The organism is Methylocystis sp. Se48, assembly GCF_056269425.1.
The window spans coordinates 36,988-52,623 of the sequence record NZ_CM149850.1 but is presented as its reverse complement, the minus strand read 5'-3'; the positions used below and the strand labels follow the sequence as shown (position 1 = coordinate 52,623).

The 15,636-nt window shown below is 66.4% G+C and carries 14 protein-coding genes and 2 riboswitches; of the genes, 3 read left to right on the top strand and 11 right to left on the bottom strand.

Going from position 1 to position 15,636, the window contains the following annotated elements; genetic code table 11:
- Nucleotides 1-31: 31 nt before the first annotated feature.
- Entirely contained in the window at nucleotides 32-2,239 is a 2,208-nt protein-coding gene (gene glgB, locus ACV959_RS00285) for a 1,4-alpha-glucan branching protein GlgB (protein ID WP_475739717.1), read from the bottom strand.
- Between the two features lie 210 nt (nucleotides 2,240-2,449).
- Nucleotides 2,450-2,512: riboswitch (Fluoride riboswitch) on the top strand.
- Nucleotides 2,513-2,600: 88 nt separating this feature from the next.
- Between glgB and ACV959_RS00280 the strand changes: the two genes are divergently transcribed.
- Nucleotides 2,601-4,196 (top strand): MFS transporter, encoded by a 1,596-nt coding sequence (locus ACV959_RS00280; protein ID WP_475737940.1) that lies wholly within the window; start codon nucleotides 2,601-2,603, stop codon nucleotides 4,194-4,196.
- Between the two features lie 6 nt (nucleotides 4,197-4,202).
- Here the strand turns inward: ACV959_RS00280 and ACV959_RS00275 are convergent, their stop codons facing one another.
- The 10 genes from ACV959_RS00275 to ACV959_RS00230 all read right to left on the bottom strand — a co-directional run bounded on the left by ACV959_RS00275 (nucleotide 4,203) and on the right by ACV959_RS00230 (nucleotide 13,962).
- Entirely contained in the window at nucleotides 4,203-5,402 is a 1,200-nt protein-coding gene (locus ACV959_RS00275; protein WP_475737939.1) for a cation:proton antiporter, read from the bottom strand.
- A gap of 120 nt (nucleotides 5,403-5,522) precedes the next feature.
- Nucleotides 5,523-5,585: riboswitch (Fluoride riboswitch) on the bottom strand.
- Nucleotides 5,586-5,639: 54 nt separating this feature from the next.
- The gene (locus ACV959_RS00270; RefSeq protein ID WP_475737938.1) at nucleotides 5,640-6,080 is read right to left on the bottom strand and encodes an FKBP-type peptidyl-prolyl cis-trans isomerase; all 441 of its coding nucleotides are present in this window, start codon (nucleotides 6,078-6,080) and stop codon (nucleotides 5,640-5,642) included.
- Nucleotides 6,081-6,107: 27 nt separating this feature from the next.
- Nucleotides 6,108-7,106, bottom strand: coding sequence for an adenosine kinase (locus ACV959_RS00265; RefSeq protein ID WP_475737937.1), 999 nt, complete (start codon nucleotides 7,104-7,106; stop codon nucleotides 6,108-6,110).
- Between the two features lie 133 nt (nucleotides 7,107-7,239).
- Complete coding sequence (locus ACV959_RS00260) at nucleotides 7,240-8,031, bottom strand: outer membrane protein (RefSeq protein WP_475737936.1); 792 nt, start codon at nucleotides 8,029-8,031, stop codon at nucleotides 7,240-7,242.
- 208 nt (nucleotides 8,032-8,239) lie between these two features.
- Nucleotides 8,240-8,770, bottom strand: coding sequence for a hypothetical protein (locus ACV959_RS00255; RefSeq protein WP_475737935.1), 531 nt, complete (start codon nucleotides 8,768-8,770; stop codon nucleotides 8,240-8,242).
- 183 nt (nucleotides 8,771-8,953) lie between these two features.
- Nucleotides 8,954-10,375: a glycosyltransferase family 4 protein gene (locus ACV959_RS00250; protein ID WP_475737934.1), complete on the bottom strand. Its 1,422-nt coding sequence runs from the start codon at nucleotides 10,373-10,375 to the stop codon at nucleotides 8,954-8,956.
- Nucleotides 10,372-11,355 (bottom strand): GDP-mannose 4,6-dehydratase, encoded by a 984-nt coding sequence (locus tag ACV959_RS00245; protein WP_475737933.1) that lies wholly within the window; start codon nucleotides 11,353-11,355, stop codon nucleotides 10,372-10,374. Before ACV959_RS00245 ends, ACV959_RS00250 begins: the two co-directional genes overlap by 4 nt.
- 17 nt (nucleotides 11,356-11,372) lie before the next feature.
- Entirely contained in the window at nucleotides 11,373-12,353 is a 981-nt protein-coding gene (gene gmd, locus ACV959_RS00240; RefSeq protein WP_475737932.1) for a GDP-mannose 4,6-dehydratase, read from the bottom strand.
- A gap of 160 nt (nucleotides 12,354-12,513) precedes the next feature.
- The gene (locus ACV959_RS00235; protein WP_475737931.1) at nucleotides 12,514-12,987 is read right to left on the bottom strand and encodes a YidB family protein; all 474 of its coding nucleotides are present in this window, start codon (nucleotides 12,985-12,987) and stop codon (nucleotides 12,514-12,516) included.
- Between the two features lie 21 nt (nucleotides 12,988-13,008).
- Nucleotides 13,009-13,962, bottom strand: a complete 954-nt coding sequence (locus ACV959_RS00230; protein WP_475737930.1) for an LOG family protein — start codon at nucleotides 13,960-13,962, stop codon at nucleotides 13,009-13,011.
- Between the two features lie 96 nt (nucleotides 13,963-14,058).
- Here ACV959_RS00230 and ACV959_RS00225 point away from each other — a divergent pair, with 96 nt between their 5' ends.
- The gene (locus ACV959_RS00225; RefSeq protein ID WP_475737929.1) at nucleotides 14,059-14,805 is read left to right on the top strand and encodes a YebC/PmpR family DNA-binding transcriptional regulator; all 747 of its coding nucleotides are present in this window, start codon (nucleotides 14,059-14,061) and stop codon (nucleotides 14,803-14,805) included.
- 23 nt (nucleotides 14,806-14,828) lie between these two features.
- The gene (locus ACV959_RS00220; protein ID WP_475737928.1) at nucleotides 14,829-15,440 is read left to right on the top strand and encodes a TetR/AcrR family transcriptional regulator; all 612 of its coding nucleotides are present in this window, start codon (nucleotides 14,829-14,831) and stop codon (nucleotides 15,438-15,440) included.
- Nucleotides 15,441-15,636: the final 196 nt, after the last annotated feature.

Sequence of the window (15,636 nt, the reverse complement as noted above, 5' to 3'; positions counted from 1 at the left end):
CATCCTGTCCGCGTCAGATGCGATTCGACATTCATTGTAGACCATCGCTTTCGAATTCGAAGAACAAAGTGGCGAGCGGCGGGACTTGAATGTCCGCGCTCGCGGGAAAGCCAGCGAAACCTTGCGCGCGCGCCTCGATCGCGCCGAGGTTCCCCACCCCGGAGCCGCCATAGGCCGTCGCGTCGGAATTGAGGATTTCCCGCCAGCGACCGGCGCGGGGCAGGCCGAGCCGATAGGCGCGGCGCGGCACGGGCGTGAAGTTCGACACGACCACGACCGCCTTCGAGCGGTCCGCGCCATAGCGGGCGAAGGCGAAGACGGAGCTGTCGGCGTCGTCGACGACGATCCATTCGAACCCGTCGCTCTCGCAGTCGCGCGTGTGGAGCGCCTCGCGGCTGCGATAGAGGCGATTCAGATCGCGCACGAAGTGTTTCAGGCCGCGATGCGGTGCGTAATCGAGAAGCCGCCAGTCCAGTTCGGCGGCGTAATTCCATTCGCTCGTCTGGCCGAACTCCTGGCCCATGAAAAGAAGCTTCTTGCCCGGATGGCCCCACATGAAGCCATAATAGGCGCGCGCGCCCGCAAAGCGCCGCCACTCGTCGCCCGGCATTTTCGATACGATCGCGCCTTTGCCGTGCACGACTTCGTCATGCGAGAGCGGCAGAACGAAATTCTCCGCGAAGGCGTAGAGGAGGCCGAAGGTCAGCTCGTTGTGCCGCCATTTGCGATAGACGGGATCGGACGACATGTAGCGCAGCGTGTCGTTCATCCAGCCCATGTTCCATTTGAAGCCAAAGCCGAGCCCGCCCGCGTCGGTTGGCCGCGTCACGCCGCCCCAGGAGGTCGATTCCTCGGCGATGGTCACGACGCCCGGATAGAGCCCATAGACGAGTTCGTTGAATTTCCGCAGAAAGGCGACGGCGTCACGGTTGTCGTTGGAGCCGTCTGGGTTCGGCGCCCATTCCCCCGCCTTCCGCGAGTAATCGAGGTAGAGCATGGAGGCGACGGCGTCGACGCGCAGCCCGTCGATATGGAAGCGGTCGAGCCAGAAGAGCGCGCTGGCGATAAGGAAATTCGCCACCTCGCGGCGGCCGTAGTCGTAGATCGCCGTGTTCCAGTCGGGATGGAAGCCGCGGCGCGGGTCGGGATGTTCGTAGAGCGGCCCGCCGTCGAAGCGGGCGAGGCCGTGTTCGTCGGTCGGGAAATGCGCCGGCACCCAGTCGAGAATGACGCCGAGGCCCGCTTGATGGGCGTGGTCGACGAAGCGCTTGAAGCCATACGAATCGCCATGGCGGCGCGTCGGCGCGAAGAGGCCAATGGGCTGATAGCCCCAGGAGGCGTCGAGCGGATGCTCGTTGACCGGCAGAAGCTCGATATGGGTGAAGCCCATGTCCGCGACATAGGGGATCAACTGATCAGCGAGTTCGTCGTAGCTGAGAAAGCGCCAGCCCTCCGCCTTGCGCCAGGAGGGCAGGTGAACCTCGTAGATCGACATGGGCGCGCGACGCGGATCGCATTCGGCGCGCGTGCGCATGTGAACGGCGTCGCCCCATTCGTAAGGCGCCGTCGAGGCGACGACGGAGGCCGTGGAGGGGCGCAACTCCGCCTCGAAGCCGAAGGGGTCGGCCTTGAGCGGCAGGAGATCGCCGTCGCGCCCGACGATCTCGAATTTATAGACGGCGCCGGCGCCGGCGCCGGGGATGAAAATCTCCCAGACGCCGCTGTCGACGCGCTTGCGCATTTGCGCGCGCCGGCCGTCCCACTGGTTGAAATCGCCGACGACCGAAACCCGCCGGGCGTTGGGCGCCCAGACGGCGAAATTCGTTCCCTCGACTCCCTCATGGGACACGGCATGGGCGCCGAGCCGCTCGTAGAGCCTTTGGTGCGCGCCCTCGACGAGGAGGTAGTCGTCGAGCGGGCCGAGATAGGGCGGGAAGGCGTAAGGGTCCGCGAAGGTCCATTCGGCGCCGCCGCCGGCGGCGGCGAGGCGGTAGGGCGCGCGGGAGGACAATGGCGTCAGGCCTTCGAAAAAACCCTCGGGATGAACGCGCTCGAGAGAGGCGAGGCGGCGCCCCTCGGGCGTCTGGGCCGACACTGTCTCGGCGCCGGGAACGAAGGCGCGAATCACATAGCCCGCCGCCGTCTCGTGCAGGCCGAGCAGCGCGAAAGGATCGCCGTGGCGGGCCGCGACGATCGCCGCGACCGCGTCCGGGTCCGCCCGCCAATTGGGTTTTGTCATGAGCAGCAATTGATCCGAGTGGTCCGGCGGGGAGAGAAGCTCGGCCTTGCCGCCAGCAACTGCGAAGCCAGCCGCCCGCCATGCGACGATGATGACCCTTCCGGCGCCATCGGGGAAGACCCCAAAAGAGGCCACAACGCCGCATGCCGCGCGAAAAAACGACGGATCGCCCCGCGGCCGGTTGACAAGGCGGCGCGCCCCTTGTCTAGAATTTTTTCAGGCGATGGGGTTCGCCTTGTAACCGCCCTTGGGGCCGATGACTCCTGCTCGCATCCGCACGTCGGGAGTCCGCCTTGATTCGCATCCATGTTCCAGAATCGATTCGCGGCTCCGTATTCTGCGGGTTTCGTGAGACTGGCGCATGACGGCCTTCGCGGACGAAAAGCTGACGGGCTGGCGCTTTCTGCTCTTCAATCTGGCGCTGGCGGTCGGCAATGTCATCGCGCTCTCCAACGTGCCGGGCTATACGGTGCTGGCTCCCTATGCGGCCGGCAGCCTCCAGGGCGTGACGCCGAGTTATGGCACCTGGGGCACGACCGACCATATGATGGGCATCGTGCTCGGCTTGCCGCTGGCGCGCTGGCTCTCGGCGCGTTTCGGCGATCATCGCGTCTACCCTGCTGCTTTCGTCGTCTATGCGATCTTCTCTATCGCCTGCGCGTCGAGCGAAACGATCTGGTTCTTCGTGCCGATGCGGATCGCCCTTGGCCTTGCGGGCGGCGTCATCCTGCCTGTGGGGCAGGCCCTGGCTCTCGGCGAAATTCCCGAGAAATATAGGACTTACGGCGTCGCTTGGTGGGCCGTGCTCAGCATGGCGCCCTTCACGCTCGGCGTTTTCATGGGCGGCTTCTGGGCCGAATATGTCAATTGGCGGATGCTGTTCTATTCGAACGTCATTCTCGGCCTGCCGATCGCCGGCGTGGTCGGCGCGCTGCTCTATGGCCGCGGGGTTAAGCCGCGCGTGACGCGATTCGACGCAATCGGGTTTTTCCTGATTGCGACCGTGCTGATCTGTTTTCAGACCATCCTGAACATGGGCAATGATTTCGACTGGTTCGGCTCGCCCCTGTTGACGCTCCTTCTCGTCATTGTGGTCGTGACGCTGCCGGTCTTTATCGTTTGGGAACTCGGCGAACGGCACCCCGTGATCGACATCCGCCTTTTCGGCCATCGCAATTACGCCGTCGCGACCTTTTGCTCGGTGGCCGGGTTTCTCGTCATACAGGGCACGCTGTCGGTTTTCGTCGGGCAGCTTCAGTTGCTCCTCGGTTATACGTCCTCGCTCGCGGGGGCTGTCTATCTCCTCATGGCCATTTTCGCCGTGCCGCTCATTTCAGTGGTGCACCTCCTGGTTAAACAAGTCGATCTTCGCTATCTGGCGTCGCTGAATTTCGTCGGATTTGCGATCACGCTGACATGGCTCGCGAAATACGACAAAATCGCTTATTTCGATCAGATCGCCACGCCGATGCTGTTTTTCGGCCTGTTCCTCGCGACCTTCTTCGCGCCGCCCGCAGCGATCGCCGTGCAAGGGCTGAGCGGCCCCAAGCTCGTCCGCGCGGCGGAGGAGCTCGCGATGTTGCGCACTGCCTTCGGGGCCTTCGGCATCACCTGGCAGGGCGTCATGCAGTTTCGCCGCACGCCATTCCACCAGCTTGGGCTGGCGGACCAGCTTGGCGGCCGCCGGTTTCCCTCGCTGGATTTGCTGCCCCAGCTCATGGACAAGCTTCAGGCGACCGGCATGAGCGAAGCGGCCGCCCGCGCGCAGGTCGCCCGCCTTGTTCGCCAGCAGGCGTTGCTGCTCGGCCTCGGCGACGCTTTTCTTTTTGGCGCGAGCGTCTTCCTTGTGCTCGCGGCTGTCGTCTGGCTCGCGCGGCCGGCGCCGCCGGCCGTCAAGCCGGAGCCGGCTCCGACCCTCGAGGAACTTGAGGCGGAGGAGCTGATGGAGCAGCCCTGACGCGCCTCAGGAACGCGTTTCGGACGTCTCCAGCGCCTCCGTTTCGGCGGCCTCATCCTTCGGCAGATGATGCCGCGGCAGGAAGTATTTGTTGGCGATGAGCGTCGGAATCACCGCCGTGCCGATGATGGCGGCGACGAGCGTCGAATATTGGGCCTCGTCGATGATCTTGTTGGAGAGGCCGAAAAGCGCGGATATGGTGCCAAATGTCAGGCCCGACGCCATCAGCAGCGTCGTGTACATCGCGTCCTTGTGCGGCGACCGGAAGGCGCGCGCGACCGGATAGACGCTCACGATCTTGCTCGACATCTCCGCTGCGACGAAGACGATCACGCCGACAGGCGCCATGACGACGGCCGGCAGCGAGACGAAATAGCCGGCGCGGATGAAATAGAAGGGCGTGAGCAGGCCGATCGTGATGGCGCGCAGCCGCTTGATCAGCGCGGCGTCGCGGCCGACGGTTCCGGCCAGCGCCATGCCGACGAGATAAGCCGGCAGCACCGCCTCGCTCCCTGCCCAGGTGGCCAGCGCGCCAAGCCCCATCAGCGCGAGGAGCAGGAACTTCGCCTCAAATTCCGAGGGCCGGCCGCCGAAGCGCGCGAAGGCGAGCGGGACGATTTTCGGCAGGTAAACGAAGGCTCCCCCGAGCGCCGCGACGAAGAGGAGCGTCTTCCAGGTGAAGGGCGAAAACACCAGGCCGAGCGTGACGACGGTGCCGAGATCCGTGATGAAGCAGGCGGCGAGGATGGTCTTGCCGTAATCCGTCCGGTTGAAGCCATACTCCATCATCACCGTATAGACGACGGCGACGGACGTGGCGGCGAGCGCGATGCCGGCGAGCAGGGCGGGCGAAGAGTCCCAGCCGAGGAGATAATGCGCCGCCGCCCAGCAGGCGACGGAGGGGATGAGGAAGCTCGCCATGCCGATGGCGGCGGCCTCTTTCCATTGCCGCTTGAAGACGTCCGGATCGAGTTCGGCGCCGGCGAGGAAGGTGAGCAGAATCGCGCCGATTCCGGCGAGCGTCTTCACCCAGGGCTCCTGGACGGCGAAGAACGTCTCATAGCCGGCAAGGCCGAGCACGGCGCGCGCGCCGAGGCCGACGAGGATTTCCACCAAAGCCGTGGAGAGACGGAAACGGCTGGCCAGAACGCTCGCGCCGAGGGCGAGCGCGAAAACGAAAGCGACTTGCGCCCAGATCGGAGTCATTGCGCGCCTCCCGCGACGACGGGCGCCAGGGCGGCGTTGACAGGCTTTTCGCCGGCGCCTGAAATCAACGGACAGATTTTGGACGTAGAAAAAGGTTTCATGCAGACTCCCGCCATGCAGACGATCGCAGGAGTCATCAGCCCCAAGGGCGGTTACAAGGCGAACCCCATCGCCTGATGCACTTTAGTCGTACGAGGCGTTGCTTTGTCAACCGTCCGCGAGGTTGGCCGGCGCGCCTTACTTCACGCCCAGCAGCTCGACGTCGAAGAGAAGCGTCGCGCCGGGCGGAATGACGCCGCCGGCGCCGGCCGCGCCATAGCCGAGCGCCGGGGGAATGATCAGCGTGCGCTTGCCGCCGACCTTCATGCCCGCGACGCCTTCGTCCCAGCCCGGGATGACCTGGCCGCCGCCGAGCGGAAAGTCGAAAGGCTCGCCGCGGTCGCGCGAGCTGTCGAATTTCTTGCCCTTCTGGCCGTTGTTGTAGAGCCAGCCCGTGTAATGGACGGACACGGTTTTGCCGGGCTTCGCCTCCGCGCCTGCGCCGACCTTGACGTCGGTGTATTTGAGGCCGCTCGCGGTGAGCGTCGTCTCCTGAGCGCAAACGGCCGCCGGCGCAATGGCGGCGGCGCAAGCGGCGGCGGCGAACGCCGCGACGACAGCCTTGGTGAAAGCGCGCATCCTGTTTCCTCCCAATAGTGGCTTCGTTCAGGCCAGCAGGCCGTTGTCTCGAGCGAGCTGCAGCAAATCCTTCTGTGGACGCGCGCCGACATGCGAGATGATTTCGGCCGCCGCCAGCGCGCCGAGCGCGGCGCTCTTCTCGTGCGGCAGCCCTTTCGCATAGCCCGCGAGGAAGCCGGCCGCGAAGAGGTCGCCCGCGCCCGTCGTGTCGACGACTTCCTCGACCGGAAAGGCCGGCGCCGAAATCAGGCTGTCGCCATTCGCCACGACGCAGCCCTTCTCCGAGCGCGTCACGACGCCGAGCAGATCTTTCTCCGCGCGCAACGCCGTGAGCGCCGTGTCAAAATCGGCGGTTTCGTAAAGCGAATGCAGTTCGCTCTCATTGGCGAAGACGATGTCGACGACGCGTTCGCGAATGAGCGCGAGGAATTCGCCGCGATAGCGGTCGACGCAGAAGGAGTCGGACAAGGTGAGCGCCACCTTGCGGCCATGGGCGCGGGAGACCCTGGCGGCTTTCAGAAAGGCTTCCTTGGCGCCCGGCGGATCCCACAGATAGCCCTCCATGTAGAGCACCTTGGCCTCCGCGACCCGCGCCTCGTCGATGTCCGAGGGCGCGAGCGCCTGACAGGCGCCGAGAAAAGTGTTCATCGTGCGCTGGCCGTCCGGCGTCACGAAGATGAGGCAGCGCGCGGTGGCGGCCCCGTCCGTCGCGGCCGGCGTGTCGAAGGCCACGCCCGCCTTGCGGATGTCGTGGGTGAATTCGCGGCCCGCCTCGTCATCCTTCACCTTGCCGACGAAGCCCGCCTTGGCGCCGAGTCCTGCGAGGCCCGCCATGGTGTTGGCGGCGGAGCCGCCGGAAATGACGGTCGTCGGCCCCATTTTCTCATAGAGCGCGGCCGCGCGCGCCTCGTCCACGAGAGCCATGGAGCCCTTGGCGAGTCCATTGGCGGCAAGAAAATCGTCCTCGGCGCGGGAAATTGTGTCGACGATGGCGTTGCCGATACCGAGAACATCGAGAGAAGTCATGAGGCGGCGATCCGGATGAGGCGCGCGGCGCGCGAAAATGAAATCCGGCCGGGCCCGAGGGCCGGCCGGCCGGTTGTTTAACATCGCCGCCGCCGCGCGCCTAGAGCGGCGGAACCCGCGTGCGACGCCCGCCTCAGTCGATCATGTAGCGGAAGCCCAGCCGCAACTGGTTGCTGATAAGATCGCGCGAGACGCGGTTGTTGAAGATGTCATATCCCTGGATGCGGCCGAGGTTGACCCAGCGGTAACCGAGGTCGATCTTCCAGTGTTCGTCGAGGTCGTAGCTGACGCCCGCCATGGCCGCATAGGCGAAGCTCACATGATCGCCATTGTGCGTGACAGAGAGGCCGTAGGGATAGAGCGCCGGCGTCCAGGCGACGTAATGGCGCTGGATCAGCACATTCGCGCCGGCGCCGGCGCCGATGTAGGGCGTGAAGCCGCCGAAGTTTCCAAGATCGAGATAGAGATTGGCCAAGAACGAGATCGACTCGTTGTTGTTGTTGACGGTCGGCGCGCAGGTGAAGGGCATTACGCCATTGCTGATGACGCCGCCTCCGCCGCCGCCCGTCACGATAAAGCAGGGCATCGACGGCTGCACGCCGCTGCGCGACCAGAGCTTTTGATAATCGATGGTCAGATCGGCGCGGAACCAGTCGTTGAATTTGTAGCCGCCGCCAATTCCCAGCGTCCAGTTGGACGGCCAGCTCGTCTGCAGGCGCATGCCGTCGATCGTGGAGATGTTCTGGTCCGCCGCGCCGACTTGACCGCGCAAATACCAGTTGGAGCCCCATTCCACCGGACCTTCGAGCGGCGGCGGCGCCTCTATCGGGAGCGGCATGTCGGCGGCCTGCGTCGCGGGCGCGAGAAACGCGCCGAAAAGCGCGGTGGCGATCGTCGCGCGGGCGCGCAAAAACGGGCGAACCATTGCTGTCTTCCTTGCTCGGGCGCCGGCCGGCGCGGGGGCGCGGCGCGGGAATGAAGGAAGAATGAGCGATCATGCTTAATGCGCGCTTAATTCGCGACCATGGTTTCGACAATCTTTAGGCGGCGTCCGGCGCGTAAAGAAAAACGGCGCCCGCTTCGCGGACGCCGCTTCCCGAAATTCGCGATATGGGCCCCGAGCGGCTCGCGGCTCAGAACTTGATCGCGGAGAGCACCACTTCGATCGCGATCACGTAAAGCGACGCCGTGACGAAGGCCGGAATCGGCCGCAGCGACACATGGCGGAACAGGAACGCGTACATGAACGCCGTCCAGACGATGATCGGGAAGAGCAGGAAGCGGGCGAGCCTCTCGGTCGGGAGCGGCGGCGGCAGGGCGACGCCGACGATCAGATGCAAGATAATGTAGGCGAGGGCCGCCACGGCGCCCATGACGGCGAGCGCGCTGAGCGTTTTGACAAACTTCTGCTCCTGCTGAAGATAGCGCAGCAAATAGAATGTCGCGCCATAGAGAACGCCCGCGCTCGCAAGGCCGTAGAAGATGCTGACGACGAGCGAATGCGAGAAAAACTGCGCGCCGGCCTGCAGCACGACATAGGCCGCGAGCGCGCCCTTCATCAGGTTCTGGGATTCGGGAAGTGAAAGCTGCGACGCCTCCAGATTGAGCATCTTCAGGAAGGTTCTGGGCGTCGGATCGTTCACGAATGGAATATTGAGCGCCATTGATTGTCTGTCCCCAGGTCGGCGGCGCCCGCGAGGGGCCCGCGAAACAAGCGAAAAGCCGCGACACCGCCGCTTGGGGAAGCGACCGGAATGTCCGCGACCGATTGCCGCTTCTCTAACATGCTTTGGCGCCGCGCGGAAACAATCCCCGGCTGAAGCCGAATGCTGCGACGCAGCACGCTTTTAGGGCAGGCGACGCAGCCATTCATCGCGCGCCACGACCTCGACGATGCGGCGCGCGGCGTCGGCCCAGGAGGCGCGCAGCGTCCGCGACGGATCGGCCTGTCGCGCGCCGGAGAGAAAGTCCTGGATCGCCGCGGCGAGAGCGGATGGGTCGTTGACGCGGAAATACGCCGCGCCCTCGCGTCCGACCTCCCGAAAAACCGGGATGTCGCTGCAAATCACCGGGCGCCCGCGCAGCGCCGCCTCGACGATCGGCAGGCCGAAGCCCTCGGCGTAAGAGGGAAAGATCAGGGCGCCGGCGCGATCGTAGAGATAGGACAGTTCGCCGTCGTCGACGTCGTCGAACCAGAAGAGCCGCTTGCCGAATTCGCGATGACCCTGCATTGCGGCGACGATCGCTTCCTCGAACCAGCCGCGCCGTCCGACGACGACGAGCCGGGCGTCCATCCCGCCGGCCCAGAGGGCGTCGAAGGCGTCGAGCGCCACGCGATGGCCCTTGCGCGGCTCGATCGTGCCGACCATCAGAAAGGCGGGCGAGGGCCCCCGGACCGCCGCGGCGATCTTTTCCCGCGGCGCCTGGGTCGCGGGGACGGCGAGGTCCGCGCCGCAATGAAACCAGCCGATCTTCAACCCCGGCCGATGCGGCAGGCCGCTCGCGGCGACATAGTCCGCGAGCTCCTCGGCGACGGTGCGCGAAATGGCGAGGAAGGCGTCGCTCTCGACGAGCGCCTTGCGCAGCCAGGCCCGATAGCGCGGCACCGTCGCCTCATGGCAGGCGTGCGGATAAAGCTCGGGGATCAGGTCGAAAACGCAGCTGACGATCTCGCCGCCCTCGGCGCGGATGCGGCCGAAGACCGGCGCCAGCGTCTCGAAAGCGTTCCAGCTGTCGGACAGCATCAGGAAACGGTCGCCGGCCCCGACGGCGATTTCCCGGTCCGGCCCCGTCTCGGCCCCGCCCAAAGCGGCCGTGAAGGCGTGCGCCGTGTAGACGCGGCCGTCTTCGCAGCGCGCGGCGAGAACGGGAATGTCGAAGGCGGCGCCCGCGCAGGCGCGCACGACTTCCTTCACCACGCGCTGGATCCCGGTGCCGGCGTCCCGCTTCGCCGTGCCGGTGACGTCGATGAGCAGTCGCCGGGCGGGCAGCGCCGTCCGCAGGGGCGCGGACGGCGCGGGCGCGGCCTCGGGCGGCGGCGTCTGCGCCGCGCCGGGCCGGAACCGGGCGGCGACCGTCGCGCCGGCGTCGGCGAGACGCTGCTCGATCGGACGCAAAAATCGGTAGATGTGGCCGGAGACCGAATAGATCATCCGGTAGCGCTCATGCGTCAGATGCAGAAGCTCCGCGCGCAGATGATCGAGCTGGAATTCGAGCAGCCGGATGCGTTCGGCCGCCGCGTCCCTTTCCGGCGCCGGATCGCCGCTCATGCCCGCCCGTCCGCTTGCGCCGCCCGCCATTCGTCGAGCAGCGATCGCAGCATGTCGCGAAGCGGGAAGCGCGGCCGCCAGCCCGTCGCGGCCGTGAGTTTCGAGGCGTCGCAGGCGACGCTGGCGATGTCCGTCGCCGAGGGCCGCAGCAGTTTCGGATCGGTCTCGACTACGAAGGACGCCCGCGACAGGGCGCGCAATTCCTCGAGCAGCGAACCGATGGCGCGCGCCTCTCCGCTGGCGATATTGAAGGTCGAGACGCCGCCGGGCAGGTCCGGCGTTTTCAGGATCAGGCGCATATAGGCGTCGACGACGTCGCGCACGTCGAGAAAGTCGCGGGCCTTGGACAGATCGCCGACCTTCAAACGCGGTTCGGCCTTTCCAGCCTCGATCGCCGCGATCTGCGCCGCGAAGGAGGAGAGGACGAAATTGCGGCTGCGCTGCCCCGGCCCGGAATGGTTGACCGGCCGGGCGACGACGAGGCGGGCGCGCGGGCCGAGCAGATCGGCGAGCGCGGTCTCGGCGGCGGCCTTCGAGCGGCTGTAGACGTCCATGGGACGCAGCGGCGCCTCCTCGGTCAGCACGCCGTCGCGAAAGCTCGCGCCATAGGCGGCGGCCGTCGAGCTGAACAACACCGCCGCCTCCGGCGCATGGCGGGCGACCGCCGCGCCGAGGCTGAAGGCGCCGTGGAAATTGACCCGCCAAGTCGGCTCGGCCGTTCGGGCGGCTTCTCCGATCGACGCCTGTCCGGCGAGATGGGCGACCAGATCGGGGCGAAGCTCGGCGACGAGCCGCTCGACCGCTTGTTCGTCCAGAATGTCGGCGACCGCCTGCTCGAAGGCCGGATGCGCGCCCGGCTCGCCCGGCCGGGACAGCATGACGCGCCGGGCGTCCGGAAAGGCGAGACTCAGCGCGGCGGCGAGATGGGAGCCGACGAAGCCGGTTCCACCCGTCAGGAGAATGCGCTCATAGGCCGCCATTCGCCGCGCCTTTCGCGTCAGGCTTCGCGCCGCAACCGTTCGAGGTCGGCGTCGACCATTTCGCGAATCATCTGATCGAGATCGATCTCGGGCTTCCACCCCAGAACCTTGCGCGCCTTCGTCGAGTCGCCGAGCAGCACGTCGACTTCCGCCGGGCGGTAGAAGGCCGGATCGATGACGAGATGTTTCTCCATGTCGAGGCCGGCGTGGTCGAAGGCGATGCGGCACATGTCGCGCACGGTCGTCGTGACGCCGGTGGCGACGACATAGTCGTCGGGCTTTTCCTGCTGCAGCATCAGCCACATCGCCCGCACATAGTCCTTGGCGTGACCCCAGTCGCGCTTGGCGTCGATGTTGCCGAGGCGCAGCTCCTTCGCCAGGCCGAGCTTGATCTGGGCGACGCCGTAGGTGACCTTTCTGGTCACGAACTCCACGCCGCGCAGCGGGCTCTCGTGATTGAAGAGAATGCCCGAGGAGGCGTGAAGGCCGAAGCTTTCGCGATAATTGACCGTGATCCAGTGGCCATAAAGCTTGGCGACGGCGTAAGGCGAGCGCGGATAGAAGGGCGTCTTCTCGCTCTGCATCGGCTCCTGGATGAGCCCGTACATCTCGGAGGACGACGCCTGATAGAAGCGCGCGCCGGGCGCGCCGAGGCGCATGGCCTCGAGCACGTTCGTCACGCCGACGGCGGTGACGTTGGCCGTGAGCACCGGCTGGCGCCAGGAAGAGGCGACGTAGGATTGCGCCGCGAGATTGTAGATCTCGTCCGGCCGGACGTCCCCGACGGTTCGCAGCAGGCTGGACAGGTCGATCAGGTCGGCGTCGTGCAGATGCACCCTGCCGCTGATTCCCAGCCAGCGGAGCCGGTGGTCCTCCACTCCGCGGTGCGAGGAACGGCGGACGACGCCGTGCACCTCATAGCCCTTGTCGAGCAGAAACTGCGACAGATAGGCTCCGTCCTGCCCCGTGACGCCCGTCACCAGCGCGCGCTTGGTCATCAATCTTCCTTGTCGAAACTGTCCAGTGACCGCTTACTGAATCGAGCTTCGCAAGGCAAGTCGACCGGAAAACCGGCTGCGACGGTCCCGCGCAGCCGCGCAACGGAAAAGCCGCCGGCCCGGCCGGCGGCTCCTGGTTTGCGCGACGGCGGAAGCTTCATTAGCCGGTCTTTGTCGTTTCGTCCTTCTCGGGTGCCGGAAGCTTGCCTTCCGGGGTCGCCTTGTCGATCGCGATCGGCAGATATTCGGCGAGGAGTTCGCGGGCCTTGTTCACGTCGACGCCCGTCGCCTCGGCCAGCTTCTTGACCTTCTCTATGCCGATCGCCTGCCCGACCTCAATGGCGCTGATCGCCTGATTCTGGCCCGTCGAGATCCAGGATTCGACCTGTTTCTTGTAGCCGCCGTCCTGGAATTTCTTCACGACCGCGTCGAGCCCGCCTTCCTTTTCCACATACGCCTTGATGAGGGAGAGCGCTTCCGCGCCGATGACGCCGCCCACGATTCCCTTGAGCCAGCTCATGATATGACCTCCGAGTGAAAAATCGGCGGCGCTGCAGCCGCGCGCTTTGAGACATAGGAGGCCCTTTGCGGCGTTGCAATGACGGCGCTGCGAAACTTTCGCGCCGCGGCGCACGGCGTTCCGCGGCCGCCCCTTCTAGATCGGCGGCTCTCCAGCCTTTTCGCGCCAGCGCACAATGCCGTCCCAAATCTCCTGCGCGGTCTCGGCGAACCAGAACAGCGCGCGGTCCTCGGGCGCGATCGTTCCCTCCTCGACCAGGAAGTCCGCATCAAAGACGCGCCGCCAATACGCCTCGCCGACGAGAACGATCGGCACCGGCTTCATCACGCGGGTCTGCACAAGTGTCAGGGTCTCGAAGACTTCGTCGAGGGTTCCGTAGCCGCCGGGGAAGGCGACGAGCGCTCGGGCGCGCAGCATGAAGTGCAGCTTGCGCATCGCGAAGTAATGAAAGCGGAAGCAGAGCGCCGGCGTGATGTAGGGGTTGGGAAACTGCTCGCGCGGCAGGGCGATGTTGAGCCCGACCGTTTCCGCGCCCGCGTCGAAAGCGCCGCGGTTCGCCGCTTCCATGACGCCAGGTCCGCCGCCGGTGACGATGGCGAGGCGGCGTCCGCCGTCGCGTGCGTCGGCCGCGCCGACGATTCGGCCGAATTCGCGGGCGACGTCGTAGTAACGCGATTTTTCCGCGATCCGCTCCGCGACCCGCGCGCGCCGGGCGGCCTCTTGGTCGCCGGGCCGCGCGGCGGCTTCGGCCCGGGCTTCGTCGAGCCGCGCCTGCGCCGCCCGGGGCTCGACGATGCGGGTCGAGCCGAACACCACGATGGCGTCGGTCACGCCGTGCCGACGCAGCAGCAGTTCGGCCTTCAGATAGTCGAGCTCCAGCCGCGGGCCTCGCGCGTCGTCGCTGGCGAGGAAATCGATGTCCGAATCGGCCTCGCGGTAGGAGGGGCTGGAGAGCAGCGCCGCAACGCGCCGCGCGGCTTCGGGGTCTTCATGCGTAGGCTTGGGCCGCTCGTCGGGCAGCGGCTCGCGTCGGCGCAGAGGATCGGCCGGGACGGGCGTTTCAACCTTGTGTTCGTCTTTGGCGGTCATGCCGCGCGCCTTTCTTTATTTCCGGTGCGGCCAGGGGTATAGACGGCGCGGACGCCGACGTGGGGCGAATATAGAAGGACCAAAGGGCGAAGGACGATGGCCGGGCATAGTCAGTTCAAGAACATCATGCACAAGAAGGGCAAGCAGGACGCGATCCGCTCCAAGCTCTTCTCCAAGCTCGCCCGCGAAATCACCGTCGCCGCCAAGGCGGGCCTGCCCGACCCCAACATGAACGCCCGCCTGCGCGCCGCCGTTCTCGCCGCCAAGGCCGAGAACATGCCCAAGGACAATATCGACCGCGCGATCAAGAAGGCCTCCGGCGCCGATTCGGAGAATTACGACGAGGTGCGCTACGAGGGCTACGCCCCGGGCGGCGTCGCCGTCATCGTCGAGGCGCTGACCGACAACCGCAACCGCACGGCGGGCGAGGTGCGCTCCTATTTCACCAAGGCCGGCGGTTCGCTCGCCGAGACGGGCGCCGTCTCCTTCATGTTCGACCGCGTCGGCCTCATCGAGTTCGACAAGAAAGTCGCCTCCGAGGATGCGATGATGGAGGCCGCGATCGAGGCGGGCGCCGACGACGTCTCCTCGACGGACGAGAGCCACGAGATCATCACCTCGGTCGAAAGCCTGCGCGACGTCGCCAGGGCGCTCGAAGAGAAGTTCGGCGATTCGAAGAAGGCGGCGCTCGTTTGGCGGCCGCAGAACACGATCAAGGTCGACGACGAGGCGGGCGAGAAGATCCTCAAGCTCGTCTCCACGCTCGAGGACAATGACGACGTGCAGAACGTCTACGCCAATTTCGAAATCTCCGACGCGCTGATGGCCAAGCTCGCGGGGTAATCCCTGCATTCGAGCGAACCGCAATGCATGTCAAACGCCGCTATCATCACGGTTCGCTCAAACAGGCGCTCGTCGATGCGGCGATTGAAATTCTTGCCGAGGGCGGTCCGGCCGCCCTCACGCTGACGGAAGCCGCCCGCCGCGCGGGCGTCACCCCAGCAGCGCCCTACCGGCATTTCTCGGGCCGCCACGCGCTGCTCGCGGAGATCGCGCGGCAGGGCTTCGAGACTTTCGGCGCGCGGATCGAGGCCGCCTGGGACGAGGGCCGTCCGGACGCGAGGTCCGCCATGAACGCCATGTGCGCGGCTTACCTGACATTCGCCCGCGAGGAGCCGGGCCTCTACGCCGCCATGTTCGGCCAGGCGGCGACCCTCGCCGACCCGCAGGCGGGCGGCGCGGCGGACCATGCGCTGGAGATTTTGTGGCGCGCCGTCGTCGCCTGGCTGCAGCAGGCGGGCGCCCCGGCGCAGGGCGCGCGGCATGTGGCGCTGCAAATCTGGGCCGCGGCCCATGGCGTCGCCATGCTGACGATTTCCGGCCATTTCGACCCCGCTAAGACTGCCGATCCGGCGACCGTGCTGGAGGGCGCGGTGCAGGGGGTGATGGCGGCGGCGGCGGCGAGGGCGGGGCTCTGAAGAACCATCGTCGTCCGCGACGCCGCGCTTCCCCTCGTCATCCGGCAAGGCGCTTGATTCTCGCCCCCGCCTCCCGTAACCTCTGCCGCGTCAAGAACAAGCGGGGCGCAATGCGCGGTCTTCTCGTAGTAGATGTGGCGCCGGAGCCGGAGCGGGGGTGATCCCGCTTTCCGCTTATGGCGCTTGACCCAAGGCC